We start from the raw sequence: 13,096 nt of genomic DNA, 5'->3' as shown, positions 1-13,096 counted from the left end.
TGTCACCGCGGATCTCAATGGAGTGCCGCGGGGCAAAGTAATGACTGCCGAAGGGTTCCTTGAGGGGCGACGCCTGCAATTGGCCCGCGGCGTGCTGCTGCAATGCATCATGGGCGGTTATCCGCCGGCACGGTTCTACGGCAGCGACGACGGCGACCTGGCCCTTACTGCTGACCCGCAACAGATTCATCGGTTGCCCTGGAGCCAGCCGCCACGGGCCCTGGCCATTTGCGATGCGGACGAGTTGAGTGGCGAGAGTTCGCCGCTGTCCACTCGCGGCCAGCTCAAGGCCGTGGTGGCTCGTTATGCCGCCCTTGGCTTGGCGCCGGTGGTGGCCACCGAGCTGGAATTTTTCGTGTTTGCCCCCAACCCCGACCCGACCCAGGCCTTTGTCCCGCCAACCGGGCTGGATGGGCGCCGCGAGGACGGGCACTCGGCTTTCAGTATCAGCTCTAACAACGGGCTGCGACCTTTCTTCAACGAGGTCTACGAGTGCATGGCGGCCCTGGGGCTGCCTCGCGACACCTTTATGCACGAGATGGGCGTCAGCCAGTTCGAGATCAACCTGCTTCACGGCGATCCGGTATTGCTGGCGGACCAGACTTTCCTCTTCAAGCACCTGCTCAAGGAAGTGGCGCTCAAACACGGGCTGACCGTGGTATGCATGGCCAAGCCGCTGGCCCATACGCCAGGCAGTTCGATGCACATTCACCAGAGCGTGGTGGAGATCGGCACCGGGCGTAACGTGTTCAGTGACGAGGATGGGCAGCCGACGGCAATGTTCCGCCACTTTATCGGTGGTCAGCAGGCGGGCATGGCCGACTTCACCGCGTTGTTTGCGCCGAACGTCAATTCTTATCAGCGCTTGTGCCATCCTTACGCATCGCCAAACAATGCCTGCTGGTCCCACGATAATCGGGCTGCCGGGCTGCGGATTCCCGCCAGTTCCCCGGCGGCACGACGGGTGGAGAATCGCTTGCCGGGGGCCGACGCCAACCCGTACCTGGCGATTGCCGCGAGCCTGGCGGCAGGGTTGTACGGGATCGAGAACCGCTTGGAGCCGGCGGCAGCGATCCAGGGTGAATTCGAGGTGCCGGACAGTTTGTCGCTGCCTTGTACCTTGCATGCGGCTCTGGAGCGTCTGAAGCGTAGCCAGTTGGCCAGGGAACTGTTCGGCAACGAGTTCATCGAAGGCTACATCGCTTCGAAGACCATGGAGTTGAACAGCTTCTTTAATGAAATCACTCCCTGGGAGCGGCGCGTTTTAGCAGCCCAGGCTTAACCGAACCGTCGCCGTCGGGCTATCTTTCAGAGGGCCCGATACCCAATTCAAGGAGCCGCTCGGAACGCCGATGCGCCAAATCTGGAAATCCTTTCGAGCGCTGTATTTCGCCTCGCTGATGATGCTTATCGGCTCTGGCCTGCTCAGCACCTACCTGGCCCTGCGCCTGGCTGCCGATCATGTGGATGGGCTGTGGGTCGGTGCGCTGATGGCCGCCAACTACTTCGGCCTGGTGCTGGGGGGCAAGATCGGCCACCGGCTGATTGCCCGGGTCGGGCACATTCGTGCCTACGCCACCTGTGCCGGTATTGTCGGCGCGGCGGTCCTGGGGCATGGCCTGGTCGACTGGCTGCCGGCCTGGCTGGTGCTGCGGATGATTGTCGGCCTGGGCATGATGTGCCAGTACATGGTGATCGAGAGCTGGCTCAACGAGCAGGCCGATGCCAATCAGCGGGGTCTGGTGTTCAGCGGCTACATGATTGCCTCGTACCTGGGGTTGGTCCTGGGGCAACTGATTCTCGTCATGCACCCGGCCCTGGGACTGGAGCTGCTGATGCTGGTGGCCCTGTGCTTTGCCCTGTGCCTGGTGCCGGTGGCCATGACTCGGCGGATTCACCCGGCGCCCCTGCATCCGGCGCCGATGGAGCCGCGGTTCTTTATCAAGCGCGTGCCCCAGTCCCTCAGCACCGTGCTGGGCTCCGGGCTGATCGTCGGTTCGTTCTACGGCCTGGCACCGCTCTACGCGTCGCAGCAAGGGCTGAGCACCGAGCAGGTCGGCCTGTTCATGGGGAGCTGCATTTTCGCCGGCCTGGTGGTGCAGTGGCCTTTGGGCTGGCTGTCGGACCGTTATGACCGGGCGATGCTGATTCGCAGTTTTGCCCTGTTCTTGGCGGTGGTGGCATTGCCCTTGGCGGTGTTGCCCAGTGTGCCGCTGGAGGTTCTGTTCATCCTCGGCTTTCTCTGTTCATTGGTGCAGTTTTGCCTGTACCCGCTGGCGGTGGCGTTTTCCAATGACCATGTCGAGAGTGATCGGCGGGTCTCGCTGACGGCGATGCTGCTGGTGACTTATGGCGTGGGGGCCAGTATCGGGCCGTTGGCGGCCGGGGTGTTGATGAAGCTGTTTGGCAGCCAGATGCTGTACGCGTTCTTCAGCTTCTTTGCCTTGGTCCTGGTCTGGCGTATCCGGCCGAAGGCCGTGACCAACCTGCACCAGGTCGATGATGCGCCGTTGCACCACGTGGCGATGCCGGACAGCATGTCCAGCTCGCCGCTGGTGGCGGCCCTTGACCCGCGTGTCGATGAACAGGTGGTCCAGGAGCAGATGCAGACCAGTGTTGCGCCACAGGCCGAGTCTGAGTCCGAGGTGGATCCGGCAGTGGCGGCGCAGGCAGGCAGTGAAGTACCTGAGGGCGAGGCCGACGTCAGTCCGGAGGACACGGGTCCCGAGCACCTGAGCGGCGCCAGGCCTTAAACGCCGGCATAAAAAAACGGGCAGTCACCGCAAGGGACTGCCCGTTTTTTTGAGCTGCAAGGCGATCAGAAATCGTCTTTGTCGAAGCGCCGGGCTTCCCGTTGCAGTTGGTAGACGAAGCGCTCTACCTGACGTTGCACCAGGCCGCTCATGTTGTGAAAGCGTACGCCGGCGAAGGTGGTGTCGATTTTTTCTTCATGGTGCAGGTACCGCAGTTCTACCGGCGCGGTCATGCTGCCGAAGGGCAGGGCCGCGATAAAGCGTTCGTAGACTTGGCCCAGTTGCAGGCGGTCGGAAATGTCACCGTCGAAGCGCAGCTTGCAGCCGGTTGCGGAAATATCCAGCAGTTTGCCGTTGACCGGGTTTTTCAGTTTGTCGCCGCTGAGTTCGATATCCACCAGTTGGGCCAGCTTCAACGCGGCCCGGAAGGCATTGCGTCGCTGGTGGTAGACCACTTCATCGGGCAGGGTGCCGCGGTAGCAGCGGCCGCCATTGGACTCGTCGAGGGTCAAGGTACCGTTGCTGTCCCAGGCGATTCTTACGCCGTCATGGAAGCCTTCGACCTTGAACGGCTCGCCCGCCAGCATGAAGCGTTCGCCGTCCCGAGGAATCATCTCGTCGAGGGCAATCATGTTGGTGTCGCGATCCACATCCACCAGATAGCTTTGAAAGCGCTGGCTGCGTTCATGGAAAGTGATGATCAGAGGGTCGTGACTCTCCTGCAGCAGCCGCAGATTTGAGGCTATTTCCAAAGGGGTGGTGAGCACCTTCGGTGGCTGCGGAGCATCTTCCGCGTTTAAGGCGTTGAACACGGTTCATCAATCTCCAGACAAAATACGGCTACACGCAGAATGATATCATTCTGCCAGCATGTTTCGCGGCATGGTAGGGCGCGCTCATTTGGGGGGTCAAGCCTGACTGAGTGGGCGAGGCTTCGCAAGCTTGGCGGTTGACCCGCGAGCGTCATACAGGGCAGGAGGTTCGCCGCCGGTGAGAATCTTCAACTGATTGGCGGTCGTGGCTTGTTGAACCTGGATCGAGCGTCCATTGAGTTCGTTGGCCGCTTGGCAGTCGGCCAGCAATTGGGTCAGCACATCGCTCTGTTCGAGCAATTGGCTGCCGATCGAGGAGTGGCTGGCCAACTCTTCCAGACCGGCGCGAGTGGCCGGCAGGTTCAGGCTGGCAAGGAGCTCAGTGCGCTTGCGGCCATGCTGTTCCAGCAGAATGATCAGTGCCTGTTTTTGCGCCAGGATGTCCTCGAGCAGCAGCATGTCGCGGCCGTGCAAGGCGAGGGACTCGGTCCTCAGCAACTCAAGCAGTTGTTGGGCGGGAGCAAAGTCGTCAGTGATCAGTTGCAGTAAATTAGTGTCGTGCATGGCTGGCCTTGGGTTTTAAGCGTCCAAAAGCCTGGCGCAGGCCTTTGGCTAGCGCTGGGCTTCGAAGTTAAGCAGTTTGCTGGCTACACGGTTGCTATCGACCTTGTAGCTGCCATCGGCAATCGCTTGCTTCAACTCGGCCACACGGGCTTTGTCTACGGCAGGCTGATCGCGCAGCTTGTCAGTGATCTTCTGCAACTGTTGAGCCTCATTGCTGAGGTGTACCGATTCCCCGCTTTTGCTGGCACTGGCCGGTTCGGCGGAGGTAGTCAGCGACGTGGATTTACCGGTTTCGTCGGTTTCCTTGCTGGCGCTGGTACGCGTACTGCCGGTGAGTGAGGGGGAACTGTTCAGACGGCTGAAATCAATGACCATGATGGAAAAAACCTCTGGGTATTTGGACGCTTGCCATGTTTTCGGCAATACCCTGGAAAACTTTAGGCGCAATTGTCGATATGCCAACGGCCGCGGCTGCGGCCATGCGTGGGCCACAGTTTAGGGAAGGGCCGGGCTGAGCGCCAGTGATCTACATGGCAACTTCCACCTGCCCGGGGGCTGTGACCCGGGCCTTGATGATCCGCTGAGAGTTGAGGTTCTTGACCCGTATCTGCTCGCTCATGCCGCCATTGGACAGGGCTTCTCCCGGCATTCGTACATTCAATGTGCCGCTGCGCGCCGAAATCACCACCTGATCGCCCTTGCGCACCACCTCGGCCTGTTCCAGATGAACCAGGGTGATGAGTTGGTCGGCGACCATTGGTCGGACAAGTTTTTGCCCGATGGCCTGGTCCACCGAGGTCAAGTAGCCCTGGCTGATCAGGCTGATGTCCCGTTCGCGCAGGGCGACGTCATCGGGCTCGACGATGCCGGCACGTTTAAGGGGGCGGGTGGTGGTGACCACTTCGCGAAACAATTTGACCTGGGCCGGCACGAACACCGTCCATGGCGAAGCGCCTTCGCAGCGCACTTTGACCGTCACCCGGCCCAACGGCTGCGCCGGGCTTTCCAGGGTCGCTGTCAATTCCTTGTCACACGCCGGCATGTGCATGCGCGGGTCTAGCTGGTTGACTTGGATTTCGTAGCGTCCTGGCGTTTGACTGGTTGCCAGGTAGTCTTCTACGGTGAATTCAAGAAACCCTTGAGTGACGCCGATAAGGACATCAGGCAAGGTGAGCGAGTCAGCAACGGCAGGGCTGCCAAGGTTGAAACAGGCCAATGCCGACAGCCCGCAAAGCAATTTGCGGTAGTTTGATGTCAGGCGTCGGAAAAATGTCGTTTTTGCGTTCATAACCGTTAAAAAGCAAGCCCCGTGCCGTTTAGCAATGAGCGTGCGTCGGATCTTAAAGTCTTGGGGAGTCTGGGCATGGCTGGTGTAATGGATTCGGTAAACCAGCGCACGCAATTGGTAGGGCAGAATCGCCTGGAGCTGCTGCTGTTCCGTCTGGATGGCCAGCAGCTCTACGGGATCAACGTATTCAAGGTTCGCGAGGTGTTGCAATGCCCGAAGCTGACCTTGATGCCCAAATCCAGTCCTGTGGTGTGCGGTGTCGCGAATATTCGAGGAGCAACCATTCCGATCCTGGACCTGGCGATGGCCACGGGTTCCGGTGGGTTGAAGGACCTGAGCAATCCGTTCGTGATCATCACTGAGTACAACACCAAGACCCAGGGGTTTCTGGTGCGCTCGGTGGAACGCATTGTCAACATGAACTGGGAGGAGATCCATCCGCCGCCCAAGGGCACCGGACGCGATCACTACCTGACGGCGGTGACCCGGGTTGACAATCAGTTGGTGGAAATCATCGACGTCGAGAAGGTGCTGGCGGAAGTGGCGCCGACCTCGGAATCGATTTCCCTTGGCGTGGTCGATGTCGAGACCCAGAACAAGGCCGTGTCCTTGCGAGTGCTCACGGTCGACGACTCGTCGGTGGCGCGCAAGCAGGTCACCCGTTGCTTGCAGACGGTGGGCGTAGAAGTCGTGGCGCTGAACGACGGCCGGCAGGCCCTGGACTACCTGCGCAAGTTGGTGGATGAGGGCAAGCGGCCGGAAGAAGAGTTTTTGATGATGATCTCCGACATTGAAATGCCGGAGATGGACGGTTACACACTCACGGCCGAGATACGCAGCGACCCACGCATGCAAAAGCTGCACATCATCCTGCATACTTCGTTGTCAGGTGTATTCAATCAGGCCATGGTGAAGAAAGTCGGAGCCGATGACTTCCTCGCCAAATTCCGTCCTGATGACCTGGCATCCCGGGTAGTCGACCGGATCAAAGCAGCAGATATCAGCTAGGGGCATCGGCCCCTGGCGAACATACGATTTAAGAGGCGGCATCATTGTCTACGGGTAATTTGGATTTCGAACAGTTCCGGGTCTTCCTGGAAAAAGCCTGTGGGATCTTGCTGGGTGAGAACAAGCAATATCTGGTCTCGAGCCGTCTCAACAAACTGATGGAACAGCAAGGCATCAAGTCCTTGGGTGAGTTGGTGCAGCGTATCCAGACGCAGCCGCGCAGTGGTTTGCGTGAGCAGGTGGTGGATGCCATGACCACCAACGAAACCCTGTGGTTTCGTGATACCTATCCCTTCGAAGTGTTGAAGAACAAGGTCCTGCCGGAGGCCATCAAGGCCAGCCCGGGCCAGCGCTTGCGCATCTGGTCGGCGGCCTGTTCGTCGGGGCAGGAACCCTATTCCCTGTCCATGTCGATCGACGAGTTCGAACGGACCAACATGGGGCAGTTGAAGGGCGGGGTGCAGATTGTCGCCACGGACCTGTCCGGCACCATGTTGAACAACTGCAAGACCGGGGAGTACGACAGCCTGGCCATCGGCCGTGGTTTGTCGCCCGAGCGCTTGCAGCGTTACTTCGACCCGAAGGGGCCTGGCCGCTGGGTGGTCAAGGCGCCGATCAAGAGTCGGGTGGAGTTCCGCTCGTTCAACCTGCTGGACAGCTATGCCAGCCTGGGCAAGTTCGACATCGTGTTCTGTCGCAACGTGCTGATCTACTTCTCCGCCGAGGTGAAGAAGGACATCCTGCTGCGCATCCACAGCACCTTGAAGCCGGGCGGCTATCTGTTCCTGGGGGCTTCGGAAGCCCTCAACGGCTTGCCGGATCATTATCAGATGGTGCAATGCAGCCCTGGGATCATCTACCAGGCGAAGTGAGTTTTGCCGGGTAGCAGGTTGCATCCTTGAAAGGAGGTCTTCGGACCTCCTTTTTCATGGGCGTCATTCTTGTGTCTCCAAACGTCGGTTATGGCCGTTCTGTTGCCGCTTTGCCGCCGATTCGCGGAAATCCATTGCCGCTTTTCTGGCATTGCCGCCTTGCCGCCGGGCGCAAAGCCTTGATTTACGGGGTTTGGCTACTTGGCACGAGGCTTGCTATATCCAGATTACGAAAAATCAGGTCACCCAAAGGTTTCCCGACATGAGCATCAGCTTCGATAAAGCGCTCGGTATCCACGAAGAGGCTCTTGGCTTTCGCGCCAAGCGTGCCGAAGTCCTGGCCAACAACATCGCCAACGCCGACACCCCGAACTACAAGGCTCGGGATCTGGATTTCTCCGCCGTGCTCGCCGAGCAGAACGAGAAAGTCAAGAACGGCACCTTTGCCTTGAACATGACCAACAGCCGTCATATCGAGGCCGAAGGCATGGGCAATGGTGATGAGTCCCTGCTGTATCGCACGCCGATGCAGCCGTCGATCGACCAGAACACGGTGGACGCCCAGCTTGAGCAATCGAGCTACGCGGAGAACGCGGTCAACTTCCAGGCCAGCTTCACCCTGCTCAACAGCAAATTCAAAGGGCTGGTTTCAGCCCTGCGCGGAGAGTAATTCATGTCCCTTGCCAGTGTTTTCAATATCGCCGGTAGCGGCATGAGTGCCCAGACCACTCGCTTGAACACCGTCGCCAGTAACATCGCCAACGCCGAGACCGTCTCGTCGAGCATCGACCAGACCTACCGCGCTCGCCACCCGGTGTTCGCCACCATGTTCCAGGGTGCCCAGAGCGGCGGCAGCAACTCGCTGTTCCAGAACCAGGACGCTGCCGGCCAGGGTGTACAGGTGCTGGGTGTGGTCGAGGACGACAGCAATCTCGAAGCCCGCTACGAGCCAAACCATCCGTCTGCGGATGCCAAGGGTTACGTCTACTACCCCAACGTCAACGTGGTGGAAGAAATGGCCGACATGATTTCCGCCAGCCGTTCGTTCCAGACCAATGCGGAAATGATGAACACCGCCAAGACCATGATGCAGAAGGTCCTGACCCTCGGGCAGTGATAAGGGGCGACTCAGATGAGCATTACGGATACCACCAGCGGCTTGACCCTGAACCAGATTCTGGCGAACTCGTCGGTCACCACCACCAGCAGCAGCGCCGATGGCATTGCTGCGGCCACCAACAGCGCCACGGGCAGCAAGTCCCTGGGCAAGGACGCGTTCCTGCAACTGTTGGTGACCCAGCTGAAAAACCAGAACCCGCTGGACCCTCAGGACAACAGCGCATTCGTTTCGCAGTTGGCCCAGTTCAGTAGCCTGGAAGGCATCACTACCCTGAACGACTCGGTGACGGCGATTGCCGGCAACTACAAGTCGACCCAGGCCCTGCAGGCTTCGTCCCTGGTCGGGCGTTCGGTGATCGTGCAAACCGCCACCACCCAGGTCGACACCACCAAGAGCATGACCGGCACCATCGCCGTGCCGACCGGCGTGTCCGGGATCAAAGTGACCATCACCGACAAAGACGGCAACGCGGTGAAAACCATCGACATGGGCAGCCAGTCCTCCGGTTCCGCCAGCTTTGTCTGGGACGGCACCAAGACCGACGGCACCAAGGCGGATCCGGGCAATTACACCTTCAAGGCCAGCACCACCATCGATGGCACGGCGACCGACCTGGTCACCAACCTGCCGGCGACGGTCAACAGCGTCACCATCAGCCAGACCGGCGGTGAGTTGATGCTCAACCTGGCAGGCCAGAGCAGCGCTGTTGCCCTGTCCAAAGTACAGACCATTGGTATCTAGAGCCGACTAACCGGCACAAGGAGTGGAATATGTCTTTCAATATCGGCCTTAGCGGTCTCTATGCTGCCAACAAGCAACTGGACGTGACTGGCAACAACATCGCCAACGTCGCCACCACCGGCTTCAAATCCTCCCGTGCGGAATTCGCCGACGTCTACTCAGCCACCAAACTGGGCAGCGGCAGCAAAGTCATCGGCAACGGCGTACGCCTGGCCAACGTTTCCCAGCAGTTCAACCAGGGTGACGTAAACAACACCGGCAACGTGCTGGACATGGGTATCCAGGGCCAGGGCTTCTTTGTCATGAGTGACAACGGCTCCCTGACCTACACCCGTGCCGGTACCTTCAAGACCGACAAAGACGGCTACATCACCAACAGCGATGGCACTGCGCGTCTGCAAGGCTATGGCGTGGACGCCAACGGCAAGATCATCAACGGCGTGCTGACCGACCTGCGCATCGACACCTCGAACCTGGCGCCAAAAGCGACCACCACGATTTCGTCGACCATCAACCTCAACTCCAGTGCGGATGAGATTGATACCAGTCCTGTATTGCCGGCGACCTACACCTTCGATCCGACCAATACCGCTACTTACACCAAGTCGTTCAGTACCCCGATCTATGACAGCCAGGGCAACCAGCACACCATGGATCAGTACATGATCAAGTCGGGTCCCAACACCTGGCAGACCTACACCCTGATCGATGGTCGCAACCCGGACGGCACGGCCTTTACCATGGCCAATCAGTCGCCGATGACCATGAACTTCAACTCGTCGGGCAAGTTGGTTTCGATTGATCCTCCGGTGGCCCCAGCCGTTTCTCCGTACGCTGTGGACGGCACCAAGATCACCTTGGCGGCGGGCGACTGGACCCCAGGTACCGTGACCAACGGCGTATTCACCCCTAACGGTTCGACCGGTGCGACCGCGGGTATTGCCATCCAGATGAGCAACACCACCTCGTTCAACGCCGACACCGCGCGTTCGATCCCGGCTCAGGACGGTTACGCCACAGGTCAGATCACCAACCTGACCATCGACGGCAGCGGCGTGTTGCTGGCCAACTTCAGCAACAGCCAGACCAAGGCGATCGGCCAGATCTCCCTGGCCAGCTTCACCAACGAACAAGGCCTGCAGCCAGTAGGCGGCACCAGCTGGAAAGAAACCTTCGCTTCGGGTATCCCGGGCTACGACGCGCCACAAACCGGCACCTTGGGTTCGGTAGTGTCCAACTCCCTGGAAGAGTCCAACGTCAACCTGACCAACGAGCTGGTGGACCTGATCAAGGCCCAGAGCAACTACCAGGCCAACGCCAAGACCATCTCCACCCAGAGCACCATCATGCAGACCATCATTCAGATGACCTGATGCAGGTGGGCTGATCCTTCAGCCACGCTGGTTGTAAAAAGCCCCGCAGGTTCGCGCCTGCGGGGCTTTTTTTTTGCGTCGGCATCGGCGGCCGGCTCGACGATGGACTGAAGCACCCTGGGACGAATGCGGTTTGGCCAGCGCCTGATGGCGTATTGTCATCTTCGGCGTCTACAGTGCTGGCACCCGCCACCCATGAACGTGCCTGCATGAACCTTTTTCTTGATGCCCTACCGATGTTGATCTGTGGCATGACCTTCGCCTGGGTCTGCCTGGGCTAGCCCCTGTGTGGCCTCAGGGCTCGAACTCCACGCTCAATGCCCGGCCGACGCTGCGCCCCAGGTCATCAGTGACGCGCAACTGATAACTGCCCGAGCGGGGCGGCCGCCAGTTCAGGCTGGCCTGGGGCGGGCCCTGGCCGATCAGGGTCTGGTCGGCAAACCAGTACAGGCGACGCGCGTCGCTGCCGGCGTTGGCGCTCAGGGCGATGCTTTCTTCCGGTCGCGACAGGCGCAAGTGGTAGGTCACCTGAGTCAGCGGTGAGCGGATTTGCGGTGCTTCGTTCTGATCGCCCAGGCCTTCGGGCTGGCAGGCCTGGGGCACATTGGGCACCGGGCGTCGTGGCAGGCCGGCGGCGCGAAACAGCCGGCGCAGATCGCTGGGCCAGAACTCGAACACTTCCTCGCGGGTGTACTGCGGCTCGAAGGGCGGGCAGGCGGCCTTGCCGGTGCGGGTGTCGATCAGCACCGGGCGATGCAGGCTCGACACGCGGATCGGTGACACGCCGGGGATGTACCAGGTCTTGCGGGTTTGCGGGCACCAGCGGTTGGGCAGCTCGCCCGAGGCGCTGCAGACCTGGATCCGGGTCAGCCCGGACGGCGGCTTGTCTGCGCGTTCGGCGACATTGGGCAAGGCCAGCGGCAGGGCGTCGGCGATCCTGAAGAACAGCGGTGCGGCGGTCTTGGCACCAATGAACTGCGGGTTGGGCCGGCCATCGAAATTACCCACCCACACCACCAGTACGTAAGGCCCGACCAGGCCGGCGCTCCAGGCGTCATGAAAGCCCCAGGAGGTTCCGGTCTTCCAGGCCGTGCGCCAGTGCCGCCCGCGAGGGTCGGCCGGCAGTCCGTCCGGGCGCGGGTTGTGGCGCAACATGTCGCGCACCATAAAGCTGGCTTGTGGGCTGAGCAGGGCATCGCCGCTGCCGGTCGGCTGCTGGCTCAGGTAGCGCAGCGGGCGCAAGTGGCCGTCGCCCGCCAGCATCAAGTACAGGCGCGCCAATTCTTCCATGCTCATTTCACCGCCGCCCAGGGCCAGGGCGAGGCCGTAATGCCCCGGTGCGCGCAGGCCCTTGACCCCCGAGCGTTGCAGCAGGTCGTACAAGGTCGGGGTTTTCAGCTGGCTGGCCAGCCACACCGCCGGGATGTTGCGACTGCGGATGAGCGCATCCCGCGCGTTCAGCGGGCCGATGAAACTGCCGTCGAAGTTCTCCGGCTGGAAATAACCGAAGTGGCTCGGCATGTCCTTGAGGATGCTCATGGGGTGGATCAGCCCCTGATCGATCGCCAACCCGTAGAGAAATGGCTTGAGGGTCGAGCCCGGTGACCGCCGTGCCAGCACCCCATTGACCTGACCCTGGATCGGCCGCGAAAAGTAATCGGCCGAACCGACCAGGGCTTTGACGCTCTGGTCGCGAGTGTCGAGCAGGATGGCAGTAGCGTTTTCCACCCCCAGCTCGCGCTTCTCGCCGATATAGCCCTGGATCAGCCGCTCCAGCAGGCGTTGCAGGGGCAGGTTGAGGGTGCTGTGCAGTTCATTCCCGGCATGGGCAGCCAGCAGTTGTTCACTCAGGTGCGGGGCGAGAAACGGCAGTTGCTGGCGGCTACGGGCCTCCAGGGGTAACGCCAGCAGGCTCTGGTTGCGTGGGTCATCCGGATAGGCCTCGCGCCAGGCATCCATCAGGCGCAATCGCGCCTGTTGCAGGTCGTCGGTGAAGGCGGCACGGCGAGTGGGTTGCTGGGGAATCACTGCCAGGGCTAGGGCTTGCGACAATGACAACTGATCCGCCGGTTTGCCGAAGTAGATGCGGCTGGCGGCTTCGGCGCCCTCGATATTGCCGCCCATGGGCGCCAGGTTCAGGTAGGCCTCGAGGATGTCGTGCTTGCTGTAGCGCGCCTCCAGCCACAGGGCGAGGGCCATCTGTTGCAGCTTGCCGGGTACGCGTCGGGTGTTGAGGTCATACAGGCGCCGCGCCAGTTGCATGCTCAGGGTCGAGCCGCCCTGGCGCAGGCCACCGCTGTAAGTGGCCAGCGCGGCGCGCAAAAGCGCCGGTGGGTTGATCCCCGGGTGGTAGTAGAAGTTGCGGTCTTCCTTGAGCAGCAGGGCCTGGACCAATGACGGCGAAATACGCTCCAGGGGCAGCCACAGGCGGTACTGGCCATCGCTGGCCAACGTCATGCGCAGCAGCGTTCCGTCCTCGGCCAGCACCACCCGGGAAGTGGGTGCGGCCTCTTGCAACGGTGCATGGGGCCACAGGCGCAACAGCAGCAGGCCGAGCACCGCCAG

13 protein-coding genes are annotated in these 13,096 nt (G+C 60.9%); 8 read left to right on the top strand and 5 right to left on the bottom strand.

Annotated elements, in window-relative coordinates:
* The first annotated feature begins 40 nt into the window (after positions 1 to 40).
* Positions 41 to 1,282 carry a glutamine synthetase family protein gene (locus M1B35_RS08260; protein ID WP_268261668.1) on the top strand — a complete coding sequence of 414 codons (1,242 nt, stop codon included), beginning with the start codon at positions 41 to 43 and terminating at the stop codon, positions 1,280 to 1,282.
* Between the two features lie 70 nt (positions 1,283 to 1,352).
* Positions 1,353 to 2,753, top strand: coding sequence for an MFS transporter (locus M1B35_RS08255; protein ID WP_268261667.1), 1,401 nt, complete (start codon positions 1,353 to 1,355; stop codon positions 2,751 to 2,753).
* Positions 2,754 to 2,818: 65 nt separating this feature from the next.
* Here the strand turns inward: M1B35_RS08255 and M1B35_RS08250 are convergent, their stop codons facing one another.
* From M1B35_RS08250 to flgA, 4 genes are all read right to left on the bottom strand, one after another.
* Entirely contained in the window at positions 2,819 to 3,565 is a 747-nt protein-coding gene (locus M1B35_RS08250; protein WP_123328440.1) for a flagellar brake protein, read from the bottom strand.
* Positions 3,566 to 3,661: 96 nt separating this feature from the next.
* The gene (locus tag M1B35_RS08245; RefSeq protein ID WP_123328439.1) at positions 3,662 to 4,129 is read right to left on the bottom strand and encodes a flagella synthesis protein FlgN; all 468 of its coding nucleotides are present in this window, start codon (positions 4,127 to 4,129) and stop codon (positions 3,662 to 3,664) included.
* Between the two features lie 48 nt (positions 4,130 to 4,177).
* A complete protein-coding gene (gene flgM, locus M1B35_RS08240) occupies positions 4,178 to 4,504 on the bottom strand; it encodes a flagellar biosynthesis anti-sigma factor FlgM (protein ID WP_268261666.1) in 327 nt (108 codons plus the stop codon).
* Between the two features lie 151 nt (positions 4,505 to 4,655).
* Positions 4,656 to 5,417 carry a flagellar basal body P-ring formation chaperone FlgA gene (gene flgA / locus M1B35_RS08235; protein WP_123328437.1) on the bottom strand — a complete coding sequence of 254 codons (762 nt, stop codon included), beginning with the start codon at positions 5,415 to 5,417 and terminating at the stop codon, positions 4,656 to 4,658.
* 75 nt (positions 5,418 to 5,492) lie between these two features.
* Here flgA and M1B35_RS08230 point away from each other — a divergent pair, with 75 nt between their 5' ends.
* The 6 genes from M1B35_RS08230 (at position 5,493) to flgE (ending at position 10,531) form a co-directional block, all read left to right on the top strand.
* A complete protein-coding gene (locus M1B35_RS08230) occupies positions 5,493 to 6,425 on the top strand; it encodes a chemotaxis protein CheV (RefSeq protein WP_123328436.1) in 933 nt (310 codons plus the stop codon).
* 44 nt (positions 6,426 to 6,469) lie between these two features.
* Positions 6,470 to 7,297, top strand: a complete 828-nt coding sequence (gene cheR, locus M1B35_RS08225) for a protein-glutamate O-methyltransferase CheR (protein WP_123328435.1) — start codon at positions 6,470 to 6,472, stop codon at positions 7,295 to 7,297.
* Positions 7,298 to 7,559: 262 nt separating this feature from the next.
* Positions 7,560 to 7,967: a flagellar basal body rod protein FlgB gene (gene flgB, locus M1B35_RS08220; RefSeq protein ID WP_123328434.1), complete on the top strand. Its 408-nt coding sequence runs from the start codon at positions 7,560 to 7,562 to the stop codon at positions 7,965 to 7,967.
* 3 nt (positions 7,968 to 7,970) lie between these two features.
* A complete protein-coding gene (gene flgC, locus M1B35_RS08215; protein ID WP_123328433.1) occupies positions 7,971 to 8,414 on the top strand; it encodes a flagellar basal body rod protein FlgC in 444 nt (147 codons plus the stop codon).
* A gap of 15 nt (positions 8,415 to 8,429) precedes the next feature.
* Positions 8,430 to 9,158 (top strand): flagellar hook assembly protein FlgD, encoded by a 729-nt coding sequence (gene flgD / locus M1B35_RS08210; protein ID WP_123328432.1) that lies wholly within the window; start codon positions 8,430 to 8,432, stop codon positions 9,156 to 9,158.
* A gap of 29 nt (positions 9,159 to 9,187) precedes the next feature.
* A complete protein-coding gene (gene flgE, locus M1B35_RS08205) occupies positions 9,188 to 10,531 on the top strand; it encodes a flagellar hook protein FlgE (protein WP_123328431.1) in 1,344 nt (447 codons plus the stop codon).
* A gap of 294 nt (positions 10,532 to 10,825) precedes the next feature.
* On the opposite strand, the gene pbpC is transcribed toward flgE, so the two are convergent.
* On the bottom strand, positions 10,826 to 13,081 hold the full coding sequence (pbpC, locus tag M1B35_RS08200; protein WP_268261743.1) for a penicillin-binding protein 1C: 2,256 nt from the start codon (positions 13,079 to 13,081) through the stop codon (positions 10,826 to 10,828).
* Positions 13,082 to 13,096 lie beyond the last annotated feature (15 nt).

This window comes from Pseudomonas morbosilactucae (genome assembly GCF_023241665.1).
GTDB lineage: Bacteria > Pseudomonadota > Gammaproteobacteria > Pseudomonadales > Pseudomonadaceae > Aquipseudomonas > Aquipseudomonas morbosilactucae.
Note: the sequence above shows the minus strand (reverse complement) of the source record. Positions and strands in the feature narration are given on the sequence as shown.